This window comes from Parvibaculum sp. (assembly GCF_039680535.1).
GTDB lineage: Bacteria > Pseudomonadota > Alphaproteobacteria > Parvibaculales > Parvibaculaceae > Parvibaculum.
This window is the reverse complement of the sequence record NZ_JBDKSS010000013.1, coordinates 476,744-503,257: the sequence shown is the minus strand read 5'-3', so window position 1 is coordinate 503,257 and position 26,514 is coordinate 476,744. Positions and strand designations below refer to the sequence as shown.

Genomic DNA, 26,514 nt, shown 5'->3' with positions numbered 1-26,514 from the left:
GATAGCTCAAGAAATGGCTGGCCATAAAACACTCGACGACCTGTTCAAAGCCGTAGGCCTCAAGGGCCTGCGCGTTCTTGTCCGGGCTGACCTGAACGTTCCAATGGCCGAAGGCCGCATCACCGACGCGACGCGCATCGAGCGCGTCGCGTCGACGATTACCGAACTCGCCGATCGCGGCGCCAAGGTGATCGTGCTTTCGCATTTCGGCCGCCCCAAGGGCGCGCCGGAAGCGAAGTACAGTCTCGCTCCCGTTGCCGCCGCGCTCGAACCCTTTATCGGGCGCAAGGCTTCCTTCGCCTCCGACTGCGTGGGCGAAGTGGCGCAGAAGGCAATCGACGCCCTACCCAATGGCGGCGTCATCGTGCTCGAAAACACCCGCTTCCATCCGGGCGAGGAACAGAACGACGCCACATTCGCAAAGGCGCTGGCCGAGAATGGCAATGTCTATGTGAACGACGCCTTCTCCTGCGCCCACCGCGCCCATGCCTCGACCGAAGCGATCGCGCATGAGCTGCCGGCCTATGCGGGCCGCGCGATGGAAGCCGAACTCAAGGCGCTCGACGTCGCGCTCGGCAATCCCTCGCATCCCGTCGTCGCCATCGTCGGCGGCGCCAAGGTCTCGACCAAGATCTCCCTGCTCGGCAATCTCGTGAAGAAGGTCGACACGCTGGTGATCGGCGGCGGCATGGCCAATACGTTCCTCGCCGCGCAGGGCAAGAAGGTCGGCAAGTCGCTCTGCGAAAACGACCTCCTCGACACGGCGCGCCGCATTCTTGCCAATGCGCGTTCAGCCAATTGCGAGATCGTGCTTCCGACCGATGTGGTCGTCGCTGCCGAATTCAAACCCAATGCCGCCGCGCAGACGATTTCGGCCGATGCCGTGCCCGACGACAAGATGATCCTCGACGTCGGTACCGACACGCTCGCCTATATCGCGGGCCGTCTGGAAACGGCGAAGACCGTCGTCTGGAACGGACCGCTCGGTGCCTTCGAGACGCCGCCCTTCGATCAGGGCACCGTCGCTGCGGCGCGTCAGGTCGCGATGCTCACCAAGATGGGCGCGCTGATCTCGGTCGCGGGCGGTGGCGACACGGTGGCCGCGCTCAACGAAGCGGGCGCCACCGAAGACTTCACCTATGTATCCGCCGCCGGCGGTGCCTTCCTCGAATGGATGGAAGGCGTCGAGTTGCCGGGCGTCGCGGCGCTGGAAAGCTGAGCCAAACCTGTATCGCCCTGAACGGGGCAGTTAATTGCGGGCGATGAGCCCACCCACTCAAGATTGCGAGACCTCCGATGAAAATCACGCGCAAAGTTCGCGACATTCTCTCCTGGTACGAGAGCGACAATCCCGGCACGAAGGCCAACCTCGCGCGCATGCTGATGACGGGCAAGCTCGCGGGCACCGGCAAGATGATCATCCTGCCCGTCGACCAGGGCTTCGAGCACGGCCCGGCGCGCAGCTTCGCGCCGAACCCCGACGCCTATGATCCGCGCTACCACTTCCAGCTCGCGATCGACGCCGGCCTCAACGCCTATGCCGCGCCGCTCGGCATGATCGAAGCGGGCGCCGACACCTTTGCCGGCCAGATCCCGCTGATCCTCAAGGTCAACAGCTCGAACAGCCTCGCCCGTGCGAAGGAAGCGCCGGACCAGGCGATCACCTCGACGGTCGATGACGCGCTGCGCCTCGGCTGCTCTGCCATCGGCTTCACGATCTATCCGGGCTCGGACGCGCAGTTCGACATGATGGAAGAGATCCGCGAAATGTCGGCGGAAGCGAAGGCCGCCGGTCTCGCCACCGTCATCTGGTCCTATCCGCGCGGCGGCAACCTCTCCAAGGAAGGCGAGCTCGCCATCGATATCGGCGCCTATGCGGCGCACATGGCCGCCCTTCTCGGCGCCAACATCATCAAGGTGAAGCTGCCGACCGATTTCATCGAGCAGCCGGAAGCCAAGAAGGTCTATGAAGCGCAGAAGATCGACATCTCGACGCAGGCCAAGCGCGTCCAGCATGTCGTGCAGACGCTCTTCAACGGCCGCCGCATCGTCGTCTTCTCGGGCGGCGCCGCGAAGGGCACGGATGCGGTTTACGACGACGCGCGCGCGATCCGCGACGGCGGTGGCAACGGCTCGATCATCGGCCGCAACACCTTCCAGCGTAAGCGCGAAGACGCGCTCGCCATGCTCGACAAGCTGGTGAAGATCTACCTCGGCAAGGAAGACTGAGTTTTCCACAAGCCCGTGAGATCAACGCCCCGCTCGCAAGAGCGGGGCGTTTTCTTTTGCTTTAACCAAAGTCCCCGTCGCGGTAAAAACGCGGCCCCTTCACCATGAACCTCACGAGTCCCATGAAGTCGATCAATGCGCGCATTGCGGAAGAGCTCGGTGTCCTTGAACGTCAGGTGGAGGCGGCCGTCGAACTGCTCGACGGCGGCGCGACGGTTCCCTTCATCGCGCGTTACCGCAAGGAAGTGACGGGTACGCTCGACGACGCGCAGCTTCGCACGCTGGAAGAGCGCCTCACCTATCTGCGTGAAATGGAAGACCGCCGCGCGGCGATCCTGAAAAGCATCGACGAACAGGGCAAGCTCGACGACGCGCTGCACCACCAGATCATGACGGCGGAAACCAAGGCGCGCCTCGAAGATATTTATCTGCCCTATAAGCCGAAGCGCCGCACCAAGGGCCAGATCGCCCGCGAGGCCGGTCTCGAACCGCTGGCCGATGCGCTTCTCGCCGATCCGACGCTCGATCCGGCGAAGACCGCCGAGACCTATGTGAGCGCGGACAAGGGCGTCGCCGATGCCGCCGCCGCGCTCGACGGCGCGCGCGCGATCCTGATCGAACGCTTCTCCGAGAGCGCCGAACTCATCGGCCATCTGCGCGAGGAGTACTGGACACGCGGCAAGCTCGTCTCGAAGGTGCAGGAAGGCAAGGAACAGGCGGGCGCGAAATTCGCCGACTATTTCGATTTCAGCGAACCGCTGACCAAGCTCCCCTCGCATCGCATCCTCGCCCTTTTCCGCGGCGAGAAGGAAGAGATGCTGAGCCTGACCATGGTGCCGGAGGAAGTCGCGCCCGGTCAGGAGAACCAGCCTTCGAGCTTCGAGCGCCGCATCGCGCTTCATTTCAACATCGCCGACAAGGGGCGCCCCGCCGACCGCTGGCTGCTCGATACGGTTCGCTGGGCCTGGCGCACCAAGATCATGCTGCATATCTCGCTCGACCTGCGTATGCGGCTCCGCCAGCTCGCGGAAGACGAGGCGGTGAAGGTCTTTGCAGGCAACCTGCGCGACCTGCTGCTTGCCGCGCCCGCCGGAACACGCGCCACCATGGGCCTCGATCCGGGATTCCGCACGGGCGTGAAGGTTGCCGTGGTCGATGCGACCGGCAAGGTCGTCGCCACCGACACGATCTATCCGCATGAGCCGCAGCGCCGCTGGGACGAGGCGATCTCCATCCTCGCCCGCCATGCCCGCGCCCATAATGTCGACCTCGTCGCCATCGGCAACGGCACGGCGTCCCGCGAAACCGACAAGCTCGCGACCGAACTCATGCAGCGCCACCCGGACCTCAAGCTCACCAAGGCGATGGTTTCGGAAGCAGGCGCCTCGGTCTATTCGGCGTCCGCCTATGCCTCGGCGGAACTGCCCGATCTCGACGTCTCGATCCGTGGCGCCGTCTCCATCGCACGGCGCCTGCAGGACCCGCTGGCCGAACTCGTGAAGATCGACCCGAAGTCGATCGGCGTCGGCCAGTACCAGCACGACATCAGCGAGCACAAGCTGTCGCGCTCGCTCGACGCCGTGGTTGAAGACTGCGTGAACGGCGTCGGCGTCGATGCGAACACGGCTTCCGTGCCGCTGCTCGCCCGCGTGTCCGGCATCGGCGAAGGCCTCGCCCAGAGCATCGTCGCCCACCGCGACGCCAACGGCCCCTTCCGCACACGCGCGGCGCTGAAGAACGTGCCGCGTCTCGGCGCGAAGGCCTTCGAGCTTTGCGCGGGCTTCCTGCGCATTCCCAATGGCGACGATCCGCTCGATGCGTCGAGCGTTCACCCGGAAGCCTATCCGGTCGTTCGCCGCATCATCGAAAGGACCGGCGACGAGTTGAAGAGCCTGATCGGCAACGCGACCGTGCTGCGCGGGCTGCGCCCTCAGGACTTCACCGACGAGACCTTCGGCGTGCCCACCGTCAGCGACATTCTGAAGGAACTGGAGAAGCCCGGCCGCGACCCGCGCCCTGCGTTCAAGACGGCGACTTTCCGCGACGGTGTCGAAAAGATCAGCGATCTCGAACCCGGCATGGTTCTCGAAGGTGTTGTCACCAATGTCGCGGCCTTCGGCGCCTTCGTCGATATCGGCGTCCATCAGGACGGCCTCGTCCATATCTCGGCCATGTCCTCGACCTTCGTCAAAGACCCCCGCGACGTGGCCAAGCCCGGCGACGTGGTGCGCGTGAAGGTCGTGGAGGTCGATGTTCAGCGGAAGCGCATCGGGCTCACCATGCGCCTCAGCGACGAAGCGAGCCCGGCCAAGGACAGCCCCCGCCAGGGCCGCCCGGCCGGAAAGCCGCAGAGCCGGCCCGACCGCAAACCCGAGGCTTCGGGCGGCGGGGCGCTGGCCGACGCGCTGCGCCGGGCGGGTTTCGACGGGCGGAAATAGACTTAACGGTCCGAGCCGCGGTACAACCCGCTTCCATGAGCATCATCGAAGAAGAACGGGAGCCCTGCCGGCTCTACCTGATCACGCCGCCGCGGCTCGAGCCCCACGCCTTCGCCGACACGCTGAAGGCCGCGCTCGACGCGGGCGACGTCGCCTCGCTTCAACTCCGCCTCAAGACAGAGGCGGCGGAAACGGCGGATGCCGACACGATCCGCCGGGCGACCGAAATCCTGATGCCCATCGCGCAATCCCGCGATGTCGCTTTCATCATCAACGACCGGGCCGACCTCGCCGCCGAACTGAACGCGGATGGCGTCCATGTCGGTCAGGACGACATGCCCTGCCGCGAGGCGCGCAAGATCGTCGGGCCGGACCGCATCGTCGGCGTGACCTGTCATAATTCCCGCCACCTTGCCATGGTAGCTGGAGAGGATGGTGCCGATTACGTCGCCTTCGGCGCCTTCTACGACACCGAAACGAAAGAGCCCAAGACGAAGGCAGAGCCCGAAATCCTGACCTGGTGGACGGAAACCTTCGTGGTGCCCTGCGTCGCCATCGGCGGGATCACGGTCGAGAATGCGGCGCCGCTGGTTCGCGCGGGCGCGGATTTTCTCGCGGTGTCCTCCGGTGTCTGGGCCTATGAGCAGGGTCCGGCGGCTGCCGTCCGAGCGTTGAACCGGATCATGTCCGAGGAAAAGAGAAACACATGAAGCGTCTCGTTGCCGCTCTGGCGCTCTCCGCAAGCATCCTGGCGCCCGGCATCGCCGCGCTCCCCGCCTACGCGGCCACGCCAGCGGCAGACGCGAATTCCGACGCGGGCGAGCTTGCCCCGGTCGAAGCGGCCTTCAACGCCAAGGATTACGAAAAGGCCTTCGCACTCGCCAAACCCCTTGCCGAGAAAGGCAACGCAAAGGCGCAGATTCTCGTCGCCACCCTCTACAACAACGGCGTCGGCACGAAGCGGAACACCGCCGAAGCGATCAAATGGCTCCGCAAGGCCGTCGCTCAGGGCAATGCCGATGGCGAATATGCGCTCGGCCTGATGACCCGCGACGGCATCGGCATGAAGCCGGACCCCGCAGCAGGCCGGAAACTCTTCGAAGCCTCCGCCGCGCAGGGCCATCCGGGCGGCCAGTCGGAACTCGGACTTTGCTTCGCCACCGGCTCGGGCGGGCCGCAGGACGACGCACAAGCCCTCAAATGGCTCCGCGCCGCCACAAAGGCGGGAAGCGCCAACGGCCAATTCTACCTCGGCGCGCTTTATGCGGCGGGCAAGGGCGTCCAGCAGGATCTGAAGCAGGCCGCCCATCTCTATGAACTCGCGGGCGATCAGGGGCAGCCGGACGCCAACTACCAGCTCGGACTCATGCTCCAGGCCGGGAAAGGCATCGAGAAGAACGACTCGCTTGCCGCGATCCGCTTCAAGGCCGCCGCCCGGTCTGGTTCGGCCGACGCCGCGACCGCCCTCGGCTACGCCTATTACACAGGCACCGGCGTCGATAAGGACCACAAGCTTGCCGCACAGTGGTTCAGCCTTGCCGCGCAGCAGGGCGTGCCGGACGCGCAGCACCGCCTCGCCCAGCTCTTTTATGCGGGCGAAGGCGTGAAAAAGGACCCATCCGCCGCGCTATTCTGGCTCACCCTGGCCGAAAAAGGCGGCGTCGAGGACAAGGCCCTGAGGGATACCCTGAAGCCGCTCGTCACCCCGGAGGAACAGGCGAAGATCGATGCCGAGATCGCCCGCATCACCAAGGGCGGAGGCAAACCGGCCGGGAAACCCGCTCCCTGAGACAAGGCCCCACGGCCCCGTGACCTGAAAGCCATTGGCCTTCGGCCTTGCAAATGCTATCAGAGCGCCGGTCGGCCGATCCCGCGCCGCCGGCGCGGTCCATGGCGCGCTTGTCAGCCGCGCAAGCCGGCTCAAACCCAGTCCGAGATAAAGCCTATGCCCAAGATCAACGGTAACGAAATTCGCCCCGGCTACGTCATCGAGCATCAGGGTGGCCTTTGGGCCGCCGTGAAGGTTCAGCATGTGAAGCCCGGCAAGGGCGGCGCCTTCGCGCAGGTCGAACTGAAGAACCTCATCGACAACCGCAAGCTCAACGAGCGCTTCCGCTCCGCCGAGACGGTCGAGCGCGTCCGCCTCGAGCAGAAGGACTATCAGTATCTCTACGAGAATGACGGGATGCTGACCTTTATGGACAACGAGAACTACGAGCAGATCGAGCTTTCCCGCGAATGGGTCGGCGAGCGCGCCGCCTTCCTCCAGGACGGCATGAAGGTGACGGTGGAAAGCCATGAAGGCCGCGCCATCGGTATCTCGCTGCCCGATCAGGTCGTGCTCGAAGTGACCGAAACGGAACCCACCGTGAAGGGCCAGACGGCGGCCTCCTCCTACAAGCCCGCCCTGCTCTCCAACGGCCTGCGCACCATGGTGCCGCCTTTCGTCACCACGGGCGAGAAGGTCGTCATCGACACGAACGAAGTCACCTATCTCCGCCGCGCCGATTAAGCGGAGCTGATCGCCGATGTCACGTCACACGCCCGTCATGGCCGTCATGGTCGCCGCCGCCCGCAAGGCGGCGCGCGGTCTTCAGCGCGACTTCGGCGAAGTCGAAAATCTGCAGGTCTCGCTCAAGGGACCTGCGAATTTCGTTACGGCCGCCGACAAGAAGGCGGAAAAGACGATCTTCGAGGAACTCAACAAGGCGCGCCCCGGCTATGGCTTCCTCATGGAAGAAGGCGGAGCGGTCGAAGGCAGCGACAAGTCGCATCGCTGGATCATCGATCCGCTCGACGGCACGACGAACTTCCTCCACTCGATCCCGCATTTCGCCATTTCCATCGGCCTCGAGCGCGACGGCCAGATGGTGGCGGGCGTCATCTACAATCCCATCACGGATGAAATGTTCATCGGCGAGAAGGGCCAGGGCGCCTTTCTCAACGACCGCCGCATCCGCGTCGCTGCGCGCCGCGAGCTGACGCAGGGCATCATCGCCTGCGGCACGCCGCATATCGGGCGACCGGGCCACGAGGTCTATCTGACCGAGCTTCGCAGCGTCATGAACGAATGTGCCGGTGTCCGCCGCATGGGCGCGGCCGCTCTCGACCTCGCCTATATCGCAGCAGGCCGCTATGACGCCTATTGGGAAGCCAATCTCCAGCCCTGGGACATGGCAGCCGGCATCGTCATCGTGCGCGAGGCTGGCGGCTTCGTCAGCGACCTCAACGGACGCGAAGACATGCTGGGAACGGGCGGCATCATCGCCGGCAACGACCAGCTTCGCAATCAGCTCGAAACCCTGCTGAAGCGCGCCCGCGCCAGGGGCTGACGGCCCTTCAGGGTTAACGTCGCACGTCCAACTTCCGCCTGAATTGCCTCCTAGAGATTCCGCCGGTCGAACTTCGGCCGGCGCGGTTGTTCCCGCGCGGGGAGATGCCTAGACTGTCGGTCGAATTTCAGTTCTCCGGGGCGTGGGCGAAGCTATGCACTTTATGTCGAAGCGTTGGATGAGCCTCGCCTGCCGGAGCGGCTTCGCCGCGACGCTTGCGATGATGAGCGCCGGGCCTGTCTCGGCGGCACCCGTCGACGCCGTGCCGCTTGAGCGACCGGGTACACAGATCATTACGGCGCCCGAAGCGCCCGAGCCCGCTCCCCTTCCGGCCACGCCTTCCACGGGAGCGCCCGACACGGGCACGCCCCAGCCCGTCACGCTTCACGCGGCAGAGCCAGCGCTGCTTCGCGTCACCTTCGGACAGCAGGATACGACGCTGACGCCCCAGACGACGGCGGAGGTGAAGACATTCGCCGCGAGCTTCAAGCAACAGACCGGACGCGTGACGCTGAAGGCCTATGCGGGCACTGCGGGCGACGACGGCTCCAACGCGCGGCGGCTTTCGCTGAAGCGGGCGCTGGCTGTGCGTGAGATTCTGCTCTCCGAAGGGGTCGCCCCTGAACGGCTCATCGTCCGCGCTCTGGGGGGAGCGCGCGACACCGGCCCGCTCGATCGCGTCGACATCGTGCGGCCTGGCCGTTAGGGGCGAGCCGGTTCCAAAGACGGCATAGACGAACATTCAGTGGGGTAAGCTATGGCGAAGGACTTTACGGACGGCGCGGCGCTCTCCAGACCGCGTCCCTATCTCGTGCGTATGGTGATGTTCCTGATCCTTGTCGGGCTCTTGCTCACCATTCTGTCGCCGACGCTGAAGACGGCCTATTTCACGAATCCCGGCCTCAACACGCTGATCCTCTCGGTGCTCGCGCTCGGCATCATCTACGGCTTCCGGCAAATCCTCGTGCTTGGCCCCGAGGTGCGCTGGGTGAACCAGTTCCGGCGCGCCGATCCCGGCCTCGTCATTCCGCCCGCGCCGCGTCTTCTCGCGCCCATGGCGACGATGCTGGGCGAGCGCAAGGGCCGCATGACGCTCAACACGCTCTCCATGCGCTCGCTGCTCGACTCGATCGGCTCGCGCCTCGACGAGCAGCGCGAAATTTCGCGCTACATGATCGGCCTGCTGATCTTTCTCGGCCTGCTCGGCACCTTCTGGGGCTTGCTCACGACGGTCACTTCGGTCGGCACGACCATCCACGGCCTCAATGTCGAAGGCGCCGACCCCGCAACCGTGTTCCAGAACCTCAAGGCAGGTCTCGAAGGGCCGCTGTCGGGCATGGGCACTTCGTTCTCCTCCTCGCTCTTCGGCCTCGCGGGCTCGTTGATCCTCGGCTTCCTCGACCTGCAGGCGGGACAGGCGCAGAACCGCTTCTATAACGAACTCGAGGAATGGCTCTCCACCGTCACCGATATTTCCGGCGAGATGGAGCGCGGCCCCGGCATGCTCGACACGGCGAAGCGGCTCGAACGCATTGAGCAGGCGCTCACCAGCGCCAGTGGCAGCAACGCGCCGCTCATGGCGCTTGCCGGACAGGTGCAGGCGCTCACCGAACAGCTCCGGCAGGAACAGCAGATGGTCCGCAAGCTGGCCGAAAATCAGGAGGCGCTTGCGCCTGTGCTCGACCGGCTGGCTGCCAGCCTCGGCGTGAAGAAATAGGCGGGAGCGGCAGATGGCGCCGGCGAACAGACGCATACGCGGCCGCGCCCCGAGCGCGGATTACTGGCCGGGCTTCGTCGACGCCATGTCGAGCCTGTTGCTGGTGCTCATCTTCCTGCTCACCATTTTCATGCTGACGCAATTCTTCCTGTCGCAGCTCGTCTCCAGCAAGGACACAGCGCTCGAAAATCTGAAAAGCCAGATCGCGGAACTGGTGAGCCAGCTTGCTCTGGTGAAGCAGGAAAAGGCCGACCTGCAGTTGAGCATCGCGAGCCTGCAGGCCTCGCTCGCCGCCGCAAATGCGGAGAAGGAAAAGCTCGGCGCACAGGCGGGCGCAGGGGCTCAGGTCGCCGTGCTTCAGGATGAGCTTACGAAGCAAAAGGATATTTCCAATCAGGCGCTGGCGCAGGTCGAGCTTCTCAACCAGCAGATCGCCGCGCTGCGCCGCCAGCTTGCAGCGCTCGAACAGGCGCTCGACGCCTCGGAGAAACGCGACAAGGAATCCCAGGCACAGATCGCCGATCTCGGCCGCCGGCTCAATGCGGCGCTCGCCCAGAAAGTGCAGGAGCTTGCGAAATACCGCTCGGAATTCTTCGGGCGCTTGCGCGAGATACTCGGCAACAGGCCGGATATCGAGATCGTCGGCGACCGTTTCGTGATCCAGTCGGAGATTTTCTTCGACTCAGGCTCTGCCGAACTCAATCCCTCCGGCGTCGATCAGCTTCGCGAGATCGCGGACGCGGTGAAGCAGATCGGCGCGGAGATACCCTCCGACATTTCATGGGTGTTGCGTATCGACGGTCACACGGACGTCAACCCGATCCACACGGCGCAGTTCCCGTCCAACTGGTATCTCTCCAGCGCGCGGGCCATCGCGGTCGTCGATTTCATGGTGAAGCAGGGCGTGGCGCCGAACCACCTCGTCGCAGCGGGCTTCGGCGAATTCCAGCCCCTCGACAAGGGCGCGACGCCGGATGCGCTCAAGCGCAACCGGCGCATCGAGTTCAAGCTGACGGAGCGGTAAAGGCCGCAATCCTCGCACTCTTCGCGCTGTCACCCCGGGCTCGTCCCGGGATGACAGAATGTAGTTGTCGTCCAATCAGAACGACTTGAATTCCTTCGACTGCTTGCAGACGAGGATCTTCGGCTCGAACACATTGCCGATGAGCATCTGATCGCCGTAACCGGCAGCAACGCTGGAGCCGGAAAGCTGCTTGCCGAGATTGAGGTAGATCGTGCCCGCCTTGCCGCCCGTATCCGTGCCCGGCACGACGCGCACGACCTGGCTCGGCGACAGCTTCTTCGGATCGGAAGCGTGGCTCATGAAGGCGATCATGTTCGGATGCGCTGCGATGAGTAACGAACCGTCCGGCTCGACATCGATATTGTCGAGGCCGGTGCCGAGGCGCGTGTAATCGCGTGGCGTGAGATTGCCGGTCGCCGGGTCGCGCGAATAGACATGCAGAGCCGCGCCCAGCGTCTCGGCGACATAAAGCGTCTTGCCATCCGCGCTGATATTGATGCCGTTGGGGAACAGCAGCATGTCGCCGGCGACACGCATCGCATTGCCGTCGTAATAGACGATGTCGGCATTGCGCAGCAGAAGCAGGTCGCTGAGCTTCGAACCGAGGCCGGTCGAGCCATGATCGTTGGTGGCGTAGAATGAATCCGGACCGACGGCGACGACATCATTGGGCGAAACAAGAAGCGGACTCGCGACGCTCTTCGCATGGGTGAGCGCGCCGTCCTGGGCCACGTCGAAAATCTCGATCGCATTTCCGCCCGCCGCGTGGTTCACGACGAAAAGACGCCGCTTTCCATCCGCGCCGATAAAAAGGCTGATGCCATGCGGCTTGAAATCGGCAGGCTCGTTCGGCGTCACCGGCGCGAGCGCCCACTTCTCCTGCGGCGCCTTGAGATCGATCACATAGATGCCGCCGCGAACGCCCTTGTCGCCACGCATGACCGCGCGCCAGTCGAGCGCCGAAACGAAGGCAAGGCCGCGCTCCTGATCGATGGCGATATCCTCCGGCCCCGAGACCGATGCGAGGTCGTGGCATTCGGCAGGCACTTCCGCCCTGATGCCCGTGAACCACCCCGCGGCCGACAGGAAGCGCCAGCCAAGCACGCTGATCGCGCAAAGGATGATCACAACTCCAATAATGACTTTCTGCAGCGGGCGCGACATGGCTTCTCCGAGTTCGGTCGGTCAAATGTTGTCTATGACGAATTATGTCAGTGTACTGCGACGCTTTTCACGTCGCCGATAATATCCCCGGTGAATTGCAGGCGGGCGAGGCGGCTATAAAGGCCGCCCTCGCGCATCAGTTCGTCATGCGTGCCGCTGGCGACGATGCGTCCCTGATCCATGACGATGATGCGGTCCGCCTTGAGAACGGTCGCAAGGCGATGCGCGATGACGAGCGTGGTGCGGTTCCGCATGAGGCCTTCGAGGGCCTGCTGCACCATGGTTTCGCTTTCGGCGTCGAGCGCCGAGGTTGCCTCGTCGAGAAGCAGCACGGGCGCATCGCGCAGGATCGCGCGGGCGATGGCGATGCGCTGACGCTGGCCGCCCGAAAGCGTCACGCCGCGCTCGCCCACCTGCGTGTCATAGCCGTTCGGCAGCGTCGCAATGAAGTCGTGAATACGCGCAGCCTTCGCCGCCGCGATCACGTCCGCCTCGCTCGCATCGGGACGGCCATAGCGGATGTTCTCGGCAACGCTCATCCCGAAGACGACCGTTTCCTGCGGCACGACCGCAAGACGCCGGCGGAGTTCGGCAGGCTCGACCTTCGTGATCTCGACGCCGTCGAACAGAACGCGTCCCTGCTGCGGATCGTAGAAGCGCAGCAGAAGCTGGAACACCGTGCTCTTGCCCGCGCCAGAGGGGCCGACGATGGCGACCGTTTCACCCGGCCTCACCTGAAGCGAGAGACCGTGAAGCGCCGAGGTGTCCGGGCGCGTCGGGTAGGAGAAGGTGATGTCCTCGAATGAAATCTCGCCGCGGGCCGGCGAAGGCAGTCGCTCGGGTTTCAGGGGCGCGCGAATCTCCGGCTCGATGGAAAGAAGCTCCATCAATCGCTCGGTCGCTCCCGCCGCCATCTGCATGTCTCCCCAAACCTCGGACAGCGCGGCGAGCGCCGTCGCCGCGAAGACGGAATAGAGGATGAATTGCAGGAGCGCGCCGCCGCTCATCTCGCCCGCGACGACGGCATGGGCGCCGAACCACAGCACGCCGACGACACTCGAAAGACCGAGGAAGAAGATCAGCGCGGTAAGCACCGCGCGAGCGACGATACGCGCCTTCGCGGTGGAGAAGCTGCGCTCGACAGTGTCGGCGAAGCGGTCGCGGTCGATATCCTCATGTGTGAAGGCCTGCACCGTCTGAATGGCATTCAGGCTTTCGCTGCCGAAGGCGCTCGTGTCGGCAAGGCGATCCTGACTGGCACGGCTCAGCCTGCGCACCCAGCGCCCGAAAACGATGAGCGGCAGGATGATCATCGGAATGGCGAGCAGCACGAGGCCGGAGAGCCACGCGCTCGTGATCACCATCATCGAGGCGGCGCCGATGAAGAGGAAGCAGTTGCGCAGCGCGATGGAGGCGGAGGAGCCCACCACCGTCTTGATGAGCGTCGTGTCGGCTGTGAGACGCGACAGAACTTCGCCCGTGCGCGTCACCTCGAAGAAGGCGGGCGAAAGCTTCAGCACATGCGCATAGACGGCCTCGCGCAGATCGGCGACGACCCGCTCGCCGATCCAGCTGACGAAGTAGAAGCGCGATGCGCTCGCGATTCCGAGCAATGCAGCAACGGCGATCAGGGCCAGAAAATAGGTATCGATGAAGGCGGCGTTGGCACTGGTAAAGCCATTGTCGAGAAGACGGCGGCCGGCGATGGGTACGGCAAGCGTGGCGAGGGTGGCGGCCACGAGCGATATGAAGGCGAGAACGACCATTCCCCGGTAGCGGGCGATGAAGGGCATCAGCCTGGCGATCGGCCCGACGCCACGGGCGGGCTTGCGCCGCTGGGCCTCCTGCTCGATGGCTTCGACGACGAGGTTGGGTGTCTCGCTCATGGATGGCGGCCCGCTGCAATGGTAATTGAGGGTGCTTCGCAGGAAGCTCTCGGGCGTTCATATAGCAACCAAGCGGCCCCCGCGCCAATGTGGGGCGTGAGGCCCGACAGGAAGGGGGTGCGGCACGTTCGCGCAAGAGGCCATTTCCTGCCCTTGTCAGCACCCTCCGTCTTCGCTATAAGCCCCCATTCCCGGTGGCGCCCCCGAGTCCGGCAGCCGCGGGTTTTCCGTCGCTTTGACCCATTCCGACGCTTGAAGAAGGCGAGAGCCATGAAGAAAGACATTCATCCCGACTACCACATGATCACTGTGGCGATGACGAACGGGACCACCTTCCAGACGCGTTCGACCTATGGCAAGGAGGGCGACACGCTCACCCTCGACATCGATCCGAACACGCATCCGGCCTGGACGGGCGGCGGCCAGCAGCTCGTCGACCGTGGCGGCCGCGTCAGCCGCTTCAAGCAGAAGTTCGGCAATCTCGGCACCAAGGCCTGAGAGAGCTTCGAGCTTTCGAAATGACAAAGCCCCGCGAAAGCGGGGCTTTTTCTTTGTTCGGCCTGCCTCGGCCTGTCAGGCCTCGCCGAAATTCCGGCTCAGCGTTTCGCGATAGAAGGCCTCCACGCGGCTCAACTGTTCCGCCAACGGGTGATGCTCGGCCACAGGCGCCGCCTGTTCGCGCAGCCGGGAATCGAGGCGCTCGACCCGCGCATAGAGCCGCTCCGAACGGCCGATCAGCTCGCGAAGCCGTTCCGGCAGGCCTTCCGCGCCGGCAATTCGCGCCGAACGCGCGATTTCCTTGCTGGCAAGGCGATATTTCTCGGCGCGGGCCTCATCCGGCGTGATTTCGCCCTCATGCACCGCCTTTCGAACGAGGAGCCAGGCGGCAACCTGCATGAGACGCGTCGTCAGGCGCATGCTCTCCCCAGCATAGGCCAGCGAAGCGTCGCGAGAGAGGTTGCGCGAAGCCTCACGCCCCGGACCGTCGAGATAGGCCGACGTCTCCTCGACGAGTTGCATGCCTTCCTGATAGGTGCGCTGGAACAGGCCGGACGTCATGAATTCGGAGAGAGACACCGCCTCTCCCGCAAACTGCACATCCTGATCGATCCGCTCGCCGTTCATCGCCATCCCCTTCATTGGCCCGTGCCGAAACAGCACGCCTTGAGCCGGAAGGATCAACATTCATGCCACGCCTTTGCGTGATCATGACGGGCCTAACGCGCGGGATCAAAAAAAGAGCCGCGGAAAGCCCGCGGCTCAGTTCTAACAGGGAGGCGTCAAACAGAGTGGATAGAAACCACTCAAAATCCAGAGGACTGGATTACGCAAGGTCACCCTAACACTTTTGAATTTACCAAACCATAAATTGCCGCGCAAACAGGCAACGCTCGCAACTGCACACGCATTGGACATCCATTTACTTGTTTTGCGATGGAATATTACAGCGTTACAACATGTTAGCCGGATGCCATTTACTTCTTGAATAATGCTTCCGCGGCCGTTCGGCTTCCGCGTTTTTTCTCGAGTTGTGTCCGTATGCGCACAATCTCGGATTCGAGCGCGCTGATTCGCTCCTCCAGCTCCTCGATGCCGAGAAGGGTCAGATCCTCGCGGGCGAGCGCCGCCAGCGCCTCGCCGCGCCGTTTCCGTGGTTCCAGATCATCGGTGTCCATGTTTCGTCCTCCAGCCGGTGCTGACGCCTTTATTGCCAGTCTGGAAGGGCTTGGATAGACCTTCAACCTTCTCATCTTCTGGAGAGACGCATCATGCCCCTGCCCGCCCAGATGAAGGCCATCGCCATCGCCATCGCCAAGCCCGGCGGCCCCGAGGTGCTGGAGCTTCGCGAGATCGCGCGGCCCGAACCGCGCCACGGCGAAATCCTGATCCGGGTCGAAGCGGCGGGGGTCAACCGTCCCGATACGATCCAGCGCATGGGGCTTTATCCGCCGCCGCCCGGCGCGCCCGATACGCCCGGCCTCGAGGTCGCGGGCGATGTGGTCGCGACCGGACCGGGCGTCACCCTGTGGAAGGCGGGCGACCGGGTCTGCGCGCTCCTCGGCGGAGGCGGCTATGCGGAATATGCGACGGTCCATGAGACCCACGCCCTGCCGATCCCGAAGGGCTTCAGCGCCGTCGAGGCGGCCGCCCTGCCGGAAACCTTCTTCACGGTCTGGACCAATGTGTTCGAGCGCGGCGCGCTCAAGGCCGGCGAAACATTCCTTGTCCATGGCGGCACCAGCGGCATCGGCACGACGGCAATCCAGCTCGCCAATTGCTTTGGCGCGCGCGTCTTCGCGACAGCCGGCTCGGCCGAGAAATGCGTCGCCTGCCTGCAACTGGGGGCCGAGGCCGCCATCAACTATCGCGAGCAGGATTTCGTGAAGGAAACCAAGGCGCTCACCGGCGGCCGCGGTGTCGATGTTATCCTCGACATGGTGGGCGGCCCCTATATCGCCCGGAACATCCAGTCGGCGGCGCCCGATGGGCGCATCGTCTCCATCGCCTTCCTTCAAGGCTCGACCGCAGAGGTCAATTTCATGCCGGTCATGCTGAAACGGCTGACCCTGACGGGTTCCACACTTCGCCCGCGTGGAATTGAGGAAAAGGCGGCGCTTGCCCGGGCGTTGCGCGAAAGGGTCTGGCCGTTGATCGAGGCGGGCCGCGTGCGCCCCCGGATCGACGCCACATTCCCCCTCGGGGACGCGGCCAAAGCCCATGAACTCATGGAAAAGAGCACCCATATCGGGAAGATCGTGCTGATCCCCTGAGGGTTCTGGCTTGAAAAGCGGCAAAGCCCTCCTCTTCAGTCTTTCATTGGGGGGCATTTCACCCTATATAACCGCTATTACCCGCTCATTCCGAGGACAAGGAAAGGGTTCATCCGGTTGATCGCCGGGTGGATCAGAGGAACAGATATGACTCAGCCCCTCATGCCCAAGGCGACAGCCGTCTGGCTTGTCGAAAACACCTCGCTCACCTTCGACCAGATCGCGGATTACTGCGGCCTGCATGTGCTCGAAGTGAAGGGCATCGCCGATGGCGACGTCGCTCAGGGCATCAAGGGCATGGACCCGGTGTCGACCGGCCAGCTGACGCGCGCCGAAATCGAGCGCTGCCAGAAGAACCCGGCGACGCGCCTGATGGCCGCCGAAAGCAAGTACAAGGTGCCGCCTGTCCAGCCCCGCAAGGGCCCGCGCTACACGCCCGTGTCACGCCGTCAGGATCGCCCGGACGCCATTGCCTGGCTCATCCGCAACCACCCCGAACTCACCGACTCCCAGATCGCCAAGCTCGTCGGCACCACCAAGCCGACCATCGAGTCGATCCGCGACCGGACCCACTGGAACTCGGCCAATATCAAGCCGGTCGATCCGGTGACGCTCGGCCTTGCCACCCAGATCGAACTCGATGCCGCCGTTCAGAAGGCCGCGAAGAAGGTCGACCGCGAACGCCGCAAGGCGATGCGCGAAGGCGGCGCCGACACGCTGCTCCCCACCGCCGAAACGATCGCGCCCGAGCCCCAGCACGCAACCATTGCCGCGCCGGAAGAAGAGCGCGAGGAACGCAAGAGCTACGATGCCGACAGCGTTTTCGCGAAACTCAAGGACGTGAAGATCGAGGAGGACGACGAGGAGTAAGAACTCTCCGTCATCGCCGACAAATGCAAATGGCCGGGATATTCCCGGCCATTTTCGTTTCGCGTGCGCGGAAAGAACCTAGTCCTTCTTCCCGTACCCCGCGCCGCCCAGCGCATCACCGATCTCGTTGAGGATCATCGGGTCGTCGATGGTGGCGGGCGACGTCCAGGCCTCGCCGTCGGCGATCTTGCGCATGGTGCCGCGCAGGATCTTGCCGGAACGCGTCTTGGGCAGGCGCTGCACGACGATGGCGGTCCTGAAGGACGCGACGGGGCCGATCTTTTCGCGGATGAGGGCGACGGCTTCCTTCTCGATCTCGGAGGCAGGGCGATCGACACCCTTGTTGATGACGAGGAAGCCGACCGGCACCTGCCCCTTCAGCGCATCCGCAACGCCGATGACCGCGCATTCGGCGACATCCGGATGGCCGGCCAGCACTTCTTCCATGCCGCCCGTCGAGAGGCGATGGCCGGCGACATTGATGATGTCGTCGGTGCGGCTCATCACATAGAGATAGCCGTCTTCATCGAGATAGCCCGCATCCGCCGTCTTGTAGTAGCCCGGATAGTCGGCGAGGTAGGACGTGCGGAAGCCCTCGTCATTGTGCCAGAGCGTCGGCAGGCATCCCGGCGGCAGCGGAAGCTTGACCACGATGGCGCCCGTCGTATTCGCGGGCAGTTCGTGTGACGCCTCATCCACCACATGGATTTCGAAGCCCGGCATGGCGACCGAGGGCGAGCCGTACTTGACCGGCAGCAGCTCCAGACCCACGGGGTTCGCGACCATGGGGAAGCCGGTTTCCGTCTGCCACCAATGGTCGATGACGGGCACGCCCAGCGCACGTTCCGCCCACTGAATGGTGTCCGGATCGCCTCGTTCGCCCGCAAGGAAAAGCGTCTTCAGGGTCGAGAGGTCGTAATCCTTCACCATCTCGGCCTTGGGATCTTCCTTCTTGATGGCGCGGAATGCGGTCGGCGCGGTGAAGAGCGCCTTCACGCCATGGTCCGCGATGACGCGCCAGAAGGTGCCCGCGTCCGGCGTTCCAACCGGCTTGCCCTCGAAAAGGATGGTGGTGCAGCCGTGAAGCAGCGGGCCGTAGACGATATAGGAATGGCCCACCACCCAGCCGACATCGGAAGCGGCCCAGAAGACGTCGCCGGGGTCCATTCCATAGACGTTCTTCATGGTCCATTTGAGCGCGACCATATGGCCGCCATTGTCGCGCACCACGCCCTTGGGCTTGCCGGTCGTGCCGGACGTATAGAGCACATAGAGCGGATCGGTTGCCGCGACCGGAACACAGGCCGGCGCACGGCCTTCGGCGCGAGCCTTGTCCATCTCGGCTTTCCAGTCGAAATCGCGGCCGGGAATGAGCGTCGCCTCCGCCTGCGCGCGCTGGAAGATGATGGTCGCCTCGGGCTTGTGCGCCGAAAGCTCGATCGCATGGTCGAGGAGCGGCTTGTAGGCGATGACGCGGCCGGGCTCGAGGCCGCAGGAAGCCGAAACGATGAGCTTCGGCCTCGCGTCGTCGATGCGGGTCGCGAGTTCCTTGGCCGCGAAGCCGCCGAAAACGACGGAATGGATGGCGCCGAGGCGGGCGCAGGCGAGCATGGCGACGACCGCCTGCGGCACCATGGGCATATAGATGATGACCCGGTCGCCCTTGCCGATGCCGTGGTTCTGGAGCACACCGGCGAAATTCGCGACCTTCCCGGTCAATTCCCGGTAGGTGACGCTCTTGACCTTGCCGGTCATGGCGCTGTCATAGATCAGCGCCGCCTGATCGCCGCGTTCCGCGACATGACGGTCGAGGGCGTTCCAGCAGGTGTTGCATTCGGCGCCGGCGAACCAACGGCTGAGGCCCGACTCTTCGGAGAGGACGGTGTCCCAGGACCGCGACCAGTCGATCTCGCGCGCGGCCTCGGCCCAGAAGCCCTCCGGATCGCGTTTCCAACGGTCGTATGTTTCGCGGTAGCGGCCCATTCCTCGTTCCTCTTTGGTTTCCGGCCGCCTTCAAGCTTACCGCTTGTTAAAGCTGCGGCCCTTAGTCTGGTCAGGCGAAGTCTAGATTTTAATGAGGCCCCGCGCCATGCGCTCGTTCCCGCTTCCGACCGCCCTTGGATGGTGGATCTGCCTTACGGTCGCCCTCATCGACGTGGCGCTGATCGGCACCCTCGACTTCTCCATCAAGGCGGACTGGACGCTGCTGCGGAGCGCGGCGCTTCTTGCCATTCTGGCCGGATTTACCATCTGGTATGCGCGGCGGCCATCGACATATCGTCTCGCCGTCTGCACCTCGGCGATCATATATCTCGCCATATATTCCATCGCCGTCGTGCTGATGAGCTATCTCTTCGCGGCCGCCGACATGCCGCTTGCCGATGCGACATTCGTGCACGCCGACCGGGCGCTCGGCTTCGACTGGATGGGCTGGCTGAGCTGGGTCAACGAACATCCGAGACTCGGCACAATCCTCGCCTATGCCTACCAGTCCTCGATGCCGCAGGTCGCCTGCGTTCTCGTGCTGCTCGCCTTCACCGACCGCCACGAGCATCTCTCCGAATTCCTGACGCTGTTCTGGCTGACCACGGTCACGACAATCACCATCTCGGCGCTGCTACCGGCCATCGGGGCTTATGAATATTTCCAGCCGGCACGGCACCTCTATGAAAATCTCGCCCCCAGCGGCGGCATCGCGCATATCGATCAGGTGCTCGGCCTCCGCAACGGCACGAACCGCGTCGTCGATCTCGCCAATCTCAATGGCCTGGTCGCCTTCCCCTCGTTTCATACCCAGTTGGCAGTGATTACAACCTGGGCATTCTGGCGCGTGCCGTTTGTCCGCTATCCGGCCGCGACCCTCAACGGGCTCGTCGTCATGTCGACGCCGACGCAAGGAGGTCATTACCTCGTCGACATCCTTGCCGGCGGTTCGCTCGCCATTCTCTTCATCCTGTTTCTGCGCCCCTCCATGCGCGGCGTCATCGCCAATTGCTTGTCCCTCTCCCGCCCCTTGGTTACGCTCCGGAACAGATAGGCGGGCGACCATTCTGCGCCCCCTCGGGGGATACATGACCACCAATCCTTATGAAATCGACCTCGACAAGAACCCGGCCAATTACCAGCCGCTGACGCCGCTCTCCTATCTGAAGCGCGCGGCGGAGGTTTACCCGGAAAAGCTCGCGGTCATTCATGGCGGCCTCCGCCGCAATTACGCCGACCTCTATACGCGCTGCCGTCGCCTCGCTTCGGCTCTTTCCGAACTGGGCATAGGGCTCGGCGATACGGTCGCCGTGATCGCTCCGAATACGCCCGAGATGCTTGAGCTTCACTACGGCGTGCCGATGATCGGCGCCGTGCTCAACACCATGAACATCCGCCTCGACGGCGCCGCCATCGGCTTCATGCTCGATCACGGCAATGCCCGCGTGCTGATCGTCGACCGTGAATTTTCGGAACTGGCGAAAGAGGCCGTCGCGCTGGCCAAGGTCAAACCCTTCATCATCGACATCGACGATCCGGAATATGACGGCCCCGGCGAGGCCATAGGCGAGATCGGCTACGAGGAATTCCTCGCCAAGGGCGACCCGGCCTTCAACTGGCAGCTCCCTGCCGACGAGTGGCAGGCGATCAGTCTCAACTACACATCCGGCACCACAGGCAATCCGAAGGGCGTCGTCTATCACCATCGCGGCGCGCATCTTCTCGCCATGGGCAATATCGTCACCGCGGGCATGACGCATCATTCCGTCTATCTCTGGACGGTGCCGATGTTTCATTGCAACGGCTGGTGCTTCACCTGGTCGATAAGCGTTATCGCTGGCACGCATGTCTGCCTGCGCCGCGTGACCGCAAAGAACATCTTCGATGCCATCGCGACCCATGGCGTCACCCATATGGGCGGCGCGCCGACCGTGATGGGCTTCCTCATCAACGCGAAGGATGAGGAGAAGAGGAAACTTCCGAACACGGTGCATTTCTTCGCAGCAGCCGCGCCGCCACCTGCCGCCACCATCAAGCGGCTGGAGGATCAGGGCTTCAACGTCATCCATGTCTATGGCCTGACCGAAACCTATGGCCCCGCCGTGGTGAACGCCTGGCACGACGAATGGGACGATCTGGAGCCTGACGAGCGCGCCCGCGTGAAGTCGCGGCAGGGCGTCAACTATCCCGTTCTCGAAGGCATCTCGGTGCGCGATCCCGAGACACTGGAAGAAGTGCCGCGCGACGGCGAGACCATGGGCGAGGTCATGTTCCGCGGCAACGTCGTGATGAAGGGCTATCTCAAGAACCCGAAGGCGAGTGCGGAAGCCTTCGAAGGTGGCTGGTTCCATTCGGGCGATCTCGGCGTCTGGCACCCGGACAATTACATCCAGCTCAAGGACCGCTCGAAGGACATCATCATTTCGGGCGGCGAGAATATTTCCTCGATCGAGGTCGAGGACGTTCTCTACAAGCATGCCGACATCATCGAGGCCGCCGTCGTCGCGCGACCCGACGAGAAATGGGGCGAAACCCCATGCGCCTTCATCACGCTGCGCTCCGGCGCGACGGTGACGGAGGCCGAGATCATCGCCTGGTGCCGCAGCCATCTCGCGCATTTCAAATGCCCGAAGACCGTGGTTTTCACAGACCTGCCCAAGACGTCGACCGGTAAGATCCAGAAGTTCAAGCTGCGCGACATGGCCGGAAAGATCTGACGGGCGCGAAGTCGCCACAAATAACAAAGCGCCGGGCGTTGCCAGCCCGGCGCTGTCGCAGTTCAGACCCTGTTCGGGGAAATTCGTCAGGCGGCTGACTTTTTGCCTTCCAGACGTTCTATTTCTTCCTTCAGCCGAAGCTTGTGTTTCTTGAGTTGTGCTATTCGGAGGTTGTCACTCGATGGGTGGAGGATTTCGTTTTGGATTTCCCGTTCCAGGGACCGATGCCGATCGCGAAGCTCGGCAATATGCGACTCCAAAGCCATGTCTACCTACCTTCCGTTAAGACGGTATCACGACAAAAGCATGACTCTTTTTTGAAGCCTTGTCGAACACCTCTCGCCATTAGTGCAAAGAGATTGTAAATCAAGACCTATGAGCGAACCCAAACGCATCATCGTTGGAATTTCCGGCGCATCCGGCGTCGCCTATGGCGTTCGCCTGCTTGAAATCCTCAGTTCGCTCGATATCGAAACACATCTCGTCATGACCAAGGCGGCAGAGATGACGCTCGGTTACGAGATGGATATCGCCGCCTCAAAAATCGACGCGCTCGCGCACACGCGTTACCAGATTACGGATGTCGGCGCGGCCATTTCCAGCGGCTCGTTCAAGACGCTCGGCATGATCGTCGCGCCCTGTTCCATTCGCAGCATGTCCGAAATTGCGACGGGCGTGACGTCGAACCTTTTGACGCGCGCCGCCGATGTCGTTCTGAAGGAGCGCCGCCGCCTCGTGTTGATGGTGCGCGAAACGCCGCTTCACACCGGTCACCTGCGCACGATGACGCATCTCTCGGAAATCGGCGCCATCATCGCGCCGCCGGTGCCCGCTTTCTATACGAAGCCGAAGACTGTCGACGACATCGTGACGCAGTCCGTCGCCCGCGTGCTCGACCTCTTCGACATCGATGCCGGGAAAACGCGTCGCTGGGGCGAGGACGTCAAGGGCGGCCGACGGAGCCCGGTCCGGGTGAAGAAAAAGTAATCAGGGAAACGCCTGCGCGATCAGCACGGCGAAGCGCGACCGCCGCCACTCGGTCATGGCGAGGTTCCTGCAAGCAAGCCACGCCGCGAGGTTCCGCTCCGCAAGCGCTCGTGCTTCGCCGGCGACGCTCCACTCTTCCGGCAGAAGCACTTCCAGCGCGGCATGCATGGCGCGCTCCGCATCGAGCTCCAGCCGCTTCACCTCCACCCGCAAGGCGCTCTCGGGCGCAACGCTCTTGAGCCCCCGCCGCGCGGCGCGGAGCGGCGCGATTATGCGAGCACCCCAAGCCTCGCCGATGGCGGTCATGGAGGCGGCGAGCCGCGCATCCACCGCTACGCCGCGCGCCGCCGCATGAAGGCAGAAGAGCAGAAGCGAAACGTCGAGCCCATCCTCATCCTGCAGCGCAAGAAGCGCCGCCTCGACGCCGGGCCGGGCATAGAGATCGCACGAAAAGCGCCAGAACTTCTCTCCCTCATCCGTCGCCATGTGCCCTCTCCAAACTTCGCTTCATGCGTCATATCATCGGCTTGCCCTTGCGCGCCATTGAAGCGATAAAAGATGGGGAAGCGAAAGAGGGAGGAGACACCGTCTCTTCCGGATGGGCGTGTGCCCTTCATCGTCGGACGACAATGACCGAGCAGGAAGAACAGGATCTTCAAATGGCGCTGGCGCGGCTCAAGGAAGAGCATCGCGACCTCGACACCGCGATTCTTGCCATCGAACAGACGCCCAGCCCCGACCACCTGCAGATCAAACGTCTCAAGAAGCGCAAGCTGTTCCTCCGCGACCGCATCCGCGAAATCGACGACCAGCTCTTTCCCGACATCATCGCCTGAGGCGTTTCAGCCCGCCTGGTGCTTCGCGCGGTACATGGCCTGATCGGCCCTGTTGAGCGCGGCCTGAGGCTCGTCTTCGCCGGAGAAAGCAATGGCACCCACGGAGATCGACAGGGGTATCTTCACCCCGTTGAGGACCAGCGGGTTGTCCGCGACGAGCTTCGCCAGCGCATTGGCCTTGCTCTGCGCCATCCTCTCGTCCGCACGTGCGAGGATCACGCCGAACTCGTCGCCACCGAGCCGGCCAACGATATCGGACTCGCGCACATGCTGGCTGAGCAGGTCGGCCAGATGGCGCAAGGCGGTATCGCCCACCGCGTGCCCGTAGGTGTCGTTGACGCTCTTGAAATCGTCGATATCGAAATAGGCGAGGCCGGCGGACTCCCGGTAGCGACGCCCGTGGGCGATGGCTCGGGAGAGTTCCCGGATGAAGGCGCGCCGGTTCAGGACCGGGAGGAGCGGATCGCGGTCGGCGAGATCCTCGGCATCCTTGAGACGCCGGCGCACTTCGTTCATCTCACGGCGCAGGCGCTCCACTTCCGCCATGATGGACATGAGCGCGTCGCGGACGCTCGGCGTCAGTTCGGCCTCCGGAATGCCGAGGAAACTTATGGAATCGGCACTCGCACGAGCGCCGTCGGCCACGGACCTGCCCGCCACATCGCCGCGCTCACCACCTGCCGACGAAGACCTCACGCCTCCGAGAGGCCTGCTGTCGCCGATCTTCATGCCCGATCCTGTAGGTATTGTCTCTCGGCCACCGATTCCTGCCCCCGCTAGGTACCGATCCTTGATAAAACAACCATGCCATTATTCGGCGTAAAGCGCCACCAAACGTTCCGCTGCGGGACAGTCCGCCTTGCCAAGCGGGGCTTCATGCCTATACTCCCTCGCTTTCCGCGCCGGAGGTCCATCCGGCGGACCTGATGGAAGGCGCAAATGACAGCTCAGGCCCTGGTCGGCATCATTATGGGAAGCCAATCCGATTGGCGGACCATGAAACATGCCGCGGACGTGCTGGAAGCGCTCGAAATCCCCTTCGAGGCGCGCATCGTCTCGGCCCATCGCACGCCACAGCGGCTTGTCGAATATGCAACCCAGGCGCGCGGGCGCGGCCTCAAGGTCATCATCGCAGGTGCAGGCGGCGCGGCCCATCTGCCGGGCATGACGGCCGCCATGACCCCCCTGCCCGTCTTCGGCGTGCCGGTGCAGAGCAAGGCGCTGAGCGGCCAGGACAGCCTGCTTTCCATCGTGCAGATGCCGGGCGGCATTCCGGTCGGCACCCTCGCCATCGGCGAGGCGGGCGCGAAGAATGCAGGCCTTCTCGCTGCCGCCGTGCTCGCCCTTTCCGACTCGGCGCTCGCCGGACGCCTCGACGCCTACCGGGCCGCGCAGACGGATGCCGTCGGCGAAGAGCCCGTTGACGAGTAGTCCCTTGGCCATCATCGCACCCGGCGGACGTATCGGCATTCTGGGCGGTGGCCAGCTCGGCCGAATGCTCGCGACCGCAGCCGCCGAACTCGGTCTTTCCTGCCACATCTATTGCCCCGACGAAGAGGCGCCCGCCGCCGATGTCGCCGCCGCTGCGACACGCGCCGCCTATGACGATGCCGAGGCACTGGCCCGCTTCGCCGACAGCGTCGACGTCGTGACCTATGAGTTCGAGAATGTGCCGGCGGAAACCGCCCGCATTCTTGGCGAGCACGCTCCGGTGCGCCCCGGCGCCCTTGCGCTGGCGACCGCGCAGGACCGCTCGGTCGAAAAGAGCTTCCTCGCCTCGCATGGCATACCCACGGCTCCATTCGCGGACGTCGACGACGAAGCCTCGCTCGCGGCTGCGATCGCCCGGATCGGCACGCCCGCCATCCTGAAGACGCGGCGCTTCGGCTATGACGGCAAGGGGCAGGCGAAGATCGCGAATCCCGCCGAGGCCCGGGCCGCATTCGAGAGCATCGGCCGCCAGCCCGCCATCCTTGAAGGCTTCGTGCCCTTCGAGCGCGAGATTTCGGTCATCGTCGCCCGCGGGCTCGATGGCAAGACGGCCGCCTACGACCCCGTCGAGAACGTTCACAAGCATCACATCCTCGACCGCACCTTCGCGCCGGCGACCCTTGCGCCCGCGCTTGCCGACGAGGCCCGCGCCATCGCCTCGAAGATCGTCGAGGAGCTCGACTATGTGGGCGTGATGGGCGTCGAAATGTTCCTGCTGCCGGAAGGCGCGAGCCCGCGCATTCTCGTCAACGAGGTCGCGCCGCGCGTCCACAACTCCGGCCACTGGACGCAGGATGCCTGCACGGTCAGCCAGTTCGAGCAGCACATCCGAGCCATTTGCGGCTGGCCACTCGGCGACCCGAGCCGCCATTCCGATGCGGTGATGACGAATCTCATCGGTGCCGACGCAAATGACTGGCTGAAACTGGCGGGCGAACCGGGCCTCGCCATCCATCTCTATGGCAAGAGCGAAGCGCGCGCCGGCCGCAAGATGGGCCATGTCACGCGCCTCTATCCGCTCGGAACATTGCCGCCGGATACAGCCCGTTAATCCGCTTGCGCGAAACTT

The 26,514-nt window shown here is 64.0% G+C and carries 27 protein-coding genes; 19 read left to right on the top strand and 8 right to left on the bottom strand.

The window, feature by feature from the left end; all coding sequences use genetic code 11:
- Window positions 1-13 precede the first annotated feature (13 nt).
- The 10 genes from ABFC66_RS09415 to ABFC66_RS09370 all read left to right on the top strand — a co-directional run bounded on the left by ABFC66_RS09415 (window position 14) and on the right by ABFC66_RS09370 (window position 10,740).
- Window positions 14-1,219, top strand: coding sequence for a phosphoglycerate kinase (locus tag ABFC66_RS09415; RefSeq protein WP_346740692.1), 1,206 nt, complete (start codon window positions 14-16; stop codon window positions 1,217-1,219).
- A 77-nt stretch (window positions 1,220-1,296) separates the two neighbouring features.
- Window positions 1,297-2,229: a class I fructose-bisphosphate aldolase gene (locus ABFC66_RS09410; RefSeq protein ID WP_346740691.1), complete on the top strand. Its 933-nt coding sequence runs from the start codon at window positions 1,297-1,299 to the stop codon at window positions 2,227-2,229.
- A gap of 122 nt (window positions 2,230-2,351) precedes the next feature.
- The gene (locus ABFC66_RS09405; protein WP_346740916.1) at window positions 2,352-4,667 is read left to right on the top strand and encodes a Tex family protein; all 2,316 of its coding nucleotides are present in this window, start codon (window positions 2,352-2,354) and stop codon (window positions 4,665-4,667) included.
- Window positions 4,668-4,702: 35 nt separating this feature from the next.
- Entirely contained in the window at window positions 4,703-5,377 is a 675-nt protein-coding gene (gene thiE / locus ABFC66_RS09400; protein ID WP_346740690.1) for a thiamine phosphate synthase, read from the top strand.
- Window positions 5,374-6,456 (top strand): tetratricopeptide repeat protein, encoded by a 1,083-nt coding sequence (locus ABFC66_RS09395; protein ID WP_346740689.1) that lies wholly within the window; start codon window positions 5,374-5,376, stop codon window positions 6,454-6,456. Before thiE ends, ABFC66_RS09395 begins: the two co-directional genes overlap by 4 nt.
- A 156-nt stretch (window positions 6,457-6,612) precedes the next feature.
- Window positions 6,613-7,179: an elongation factor P gene (efp, locus tag ABFC66_RS09390; RefSeq protein ID WP_346740688.1), complete on the top strand. Its 567-nt coding sequence runs from the start codon at window positions 6,613-6,615 to the stop codon at window positions 7,177-7,179.
- A gap of 16 nt (window positions 7,180-7,195) precedes the next feature.
- Window positions 7,196-7,999: an inositol monophosphatase family protein gene (locus ABFC66_RS09385; protein ID WP_346740687.1), complete on the top strand. Its 804-nt coding sequence runs from the start codon at window positions 7,196-7,198 to the stop codon at window positions 7,997-7,999.
- 163 nt (window positions 8,000-8,162) lie between these two features.
- Complete coding sequence (locus ABFC66_RS09380; RefSeq protein WP_346740686.1) at window positions 8,163-8,705, top strand: OmpA family protein; 543 nt, start codon at window positions 8,163-8,165, stop codon at window positions 8,703-8,705.
- 51 nt (window positions 8,706-8,756) lie between these two features.
- Window positions 8,757-9,716 (top strand): flagellar motor protein MotA, encoded by a 960-nt coding sequence (locus tag ABFC66_RS09375; RefSeq protein ID WP_346740685.1) that lies wholly within the window; start codon window positions 8,757-8,759, stop codon window positions 9,714-9,716.
- Between the two features lie 13 nt (window positions 9,717-9,729).
- Window positions 9,730-10,740, top strand: coding sequence for a peptidoglycan -binding protein (locus ABFC66_RS09370; RefSeq protein ID WP_346740684.1), 1,011 nt, complete (start codon window positions 9,730-9,732; stop codon window positions 10,738-10,740).
- A 75-nt stretch (window positions 10,741-10,815) separates the two neighbouring features.
- On the opposite strand, the gene ABFC66_RS09365 is transcribed toward ABFC66_RS09370, so the two are convergent.
- Both ABFC66_RS09365 and ABFC66_RS09360 read right to left on the bottom strand, forming a co-directional pair.
- Entirely contained in the window at window positions 10,816-11,904 is a 1,089-nt protein-coding gene (locus ABFC66_RS09365) for an SMP-30/gluconolactonase/LRE family protein (RefSeq protein ID WP_346740683.1), read from the bottom strand.
- A 47-nt stretch (window positions 11,905-11,951) separates the two neighbouring features.
- On the bottom strand, window positions 11,952-13,790 hold the full coding sequence (locus ABFC66_RS09360; protein ID WP_346740682.1) for an ABC transporter transmembrane domain-containing protein: 1,839 nt from the start codon (window positions 13,788-13,790) through the stop codon (window positions 11,952-11,954).
- 270 nt (window positions 13,791-14,060) lie between these two features.
- Between ABFC66_RS09360 and rpmE the strand changes: the two genes are divergently transcribed.
- Window positions 14,061-14,288, top strand: a complete 228-nt coding sequence (gene rpmE / locus ABFC66_RS09355; protein ID WP_346740681.1) for a 50S ribosomal protein L31 — start codon at window positions 14,061-14,063, stop codon at window positions 14,286-14,288.
- A 75-nt stretch (window positions 14,289-14,363) separates the two neighbouring features.
- Here the strand turns inward: rpmE and ABFC66_RS09350 are convergent, their stop codons facing one another.
- Complete coding sequence (locus ABFC66_RS09350; protein ID WP_346740680.1) at window positions 14,364-14,915, bottom strand: DUF1465 family protein; 552 nt, start codon at window positions 14,913-14,915, stop codon at window positions 14,364-14,366.
- Between the two features lie 350 nt (window positions 14,916-15,265).
- Entirely contained in the window at window positions 15,266-15,466 is a 201-nt protein-coding gene (locus ABFC66_RS09345; RefSeq protein WP_346740679.1) for a DUF1192 domain-containing protein, read from the bottom strand.
- Window positions 15,467-15,559: 93 nt separating this feature from the next.
- Between ABFC66_RS09345 and ABFC66_RS09340 the strand changes: the two genes are divergently transcribed.
- Window positions 15,560-16,561 (top strand): NAD(P)H-quinone oxidoreductase, encoded by a 1,002-nt coding sequence (locus tag ABFC66_RS09340; protein ID WP_346740678.1) that lies wholly within the window; start codon window positions 15,560-15,562, stop codon window positions 16,559-16,561.
- A gap of 147 nt (window positions 16,562-16,708) precedes the next feature.
- Window positions 16,709-17,431 carry a cell cycle transcriptional regulator TrcR gene (locus ABFC66_RS09335; protein WP_346740677.1) on the top strand — a complete coding sequence of 241 codons (723 nt, stop codon included), beginning with the start codon at window positions 16,709-16,711 and terminating at the stop codon, window positions 17,429-17,431.
- Window positions 17,432-17,509: 78 nt separating this feature from the next.
- Here ABFC66_RS09335 and ABFC66_RS09330 read toward each other — a convergent pair whose 3' ends face one another.
- Complete coding sequence (locus tag ABFC66_RS09330; RefSeq protein ID WP_346740676.1) at window positions 17,510-19,414, bottom strand: propionyl-CoA synthetase; 1,905 nt, start codon at window positions 19,412-19,414, stop codon at window positions 17,510-17,512.
- 106 nt (window positions 19,415-19,520) lie between these two features.
- Here ABFC66_RS09330 and ABFC66_RS09325 point away from each other — a divergent pair, with 106 nt between their 5' ends.
- Both ABFC66_RS09325 and ABFC66_RS09320 read left to right on the top strand, forming a co-directional pair.
- The gene (locus ABFC66_RS09325) at window positions 19,521-20,468 is read left to right on the top strand and encodes a phosphatase PAP2 family protein (RefSeq protein WP_346740675.1); all 948 of its coding nucleotides are present in this window, start codon (window positions 19,521-19,523) and stop codon (window positions 20,466-20,468) included.
- Between the two features lie 34 nt (window positions 20,469-20,502).
- Window positions 20,503-22,131, top strand: a complete 1,629-nt coding sequence (locus ABFC66_RS09320; RefSeq protein WP_346740674.1) for an acyl-CoA synthetase — start codon at window positions 20,503-20,505, stop codon at window positions 22,129-22,131.
- Between the two features lie 86 nt (window positions 22,132-22,217).
- On the opposite strand, the gene ABFC66_RS09315 is transcribed toward ABFC66_RS09320, so the two are convergent.
- On the bottom strand, window positions 22,218-22,397 hold the full coding sequence (locus ABFC66_RS09315) for a DUF465 domain-containing protein (protein ID WP_152215619.1): 180 nt from the start codon (window positions 22,395-22,397) through the stop codon (window positions 22,218-22,220).
- Between the two features lie 109 nt (window positions 22,398-22,506).
- Between ABFC66_RS09315 and ABFC66_RS09310 the strand changes: the two genes are divergently transcribed.
- Entirely contained in the window at window positions 22,507-23,118 is a 612-nt protein-coding gene (locus ABFC66_RS09310; protein ID WP_346740673.1) for a UbiX family flavin prenyltransferase, read from the top strand.
- Here ABFC66_RS09310 and ABFC66_RS09305 read toward each other — a convergent pair whose 3' ends face one another.
- A complete protein-coding gene (locus tag ABFC66_RS09305) occupies window positions 23,119-23,604 on the bottom strand; it encodes a TIGR02444 family protein (RefSeq protein ID WP_346740672.1) in 486 nt (161 codons plus the stop codon). It lies immediately after the preceding gene.
- Between the two features lie 143 nt (window positions 23,605-23,747).
- Between ABFC66_RS09305 and ABFC66_RS09300 the strand changes: the two genes are divergently transcribed.
- Complete coding sequence (locus tag ABFC66_RS09300) at window positions 23,748-23,954, top strand: DUF465 domain-containing protein (RefSeq protein WP_346740915.1); 207 nt, start codon at window positions 23,748-23,750, stop codon at window positions 23,952-23,954.
- Between the two features lie 6 nt (window positions 23,955-23,960).
- Here ABFC66_RS09300 and ABFC66_RS09295 read toward each other — a convergent pair whose 3' ends face one another.
- Window positions 23,961-24,683: a GGDEF domain-containing protein gene (locus ABFC66_RS09295; protein ID WP_346740671.1), complete on the bottom strand. Its 723-nt coding sequence runs from the start codon at window positions 24,681-24,683 to the stop codon at window positions 23,961-23,963.
- Between the two features lie 210 nt (window positions 24,684-24,893).
- Between ABFC66_RS09295 and purE the strand changes: the two genes are divergently transcribed.
- Together purE and ABFC66_RS09285 are read left to right on the top strand one after the other, a co-directional pair.
- Window positions 24,894-25,385 carry a 5-(carboxyamino)imidazole ribonucleotide mutase gene (purE, locus tag ABFC66_RS09290; RefSeq protein ID WP_346740670.1) on the top strand — a complete coding sequence of 164 codons (492 nt, stop codon included), beginning with the start codon at window positions 24,894-24,896 and terminating at the stop codon, window positions 25,383-25,385.
- The gene (locus ABFC66_RS09285; RefSeq protein ID WP_346740669.1) at window positions 25,354-26,496 is read left to right on the top strand and encodes a 5-(carboxyamino)imidazole ribonucleotide synthase; all 1,143 of its coding nucleotides are present in this window, start codon (window positions 25,354-25,356) and stop codon (window positions 26,494-26,496) included. Before purE ends, ABFC66_RS09285 begins: the two co-directional genes overlap by 32 nt.
- Window positions 26,497-26,514 lie beyond the last annotated feature (18 nt).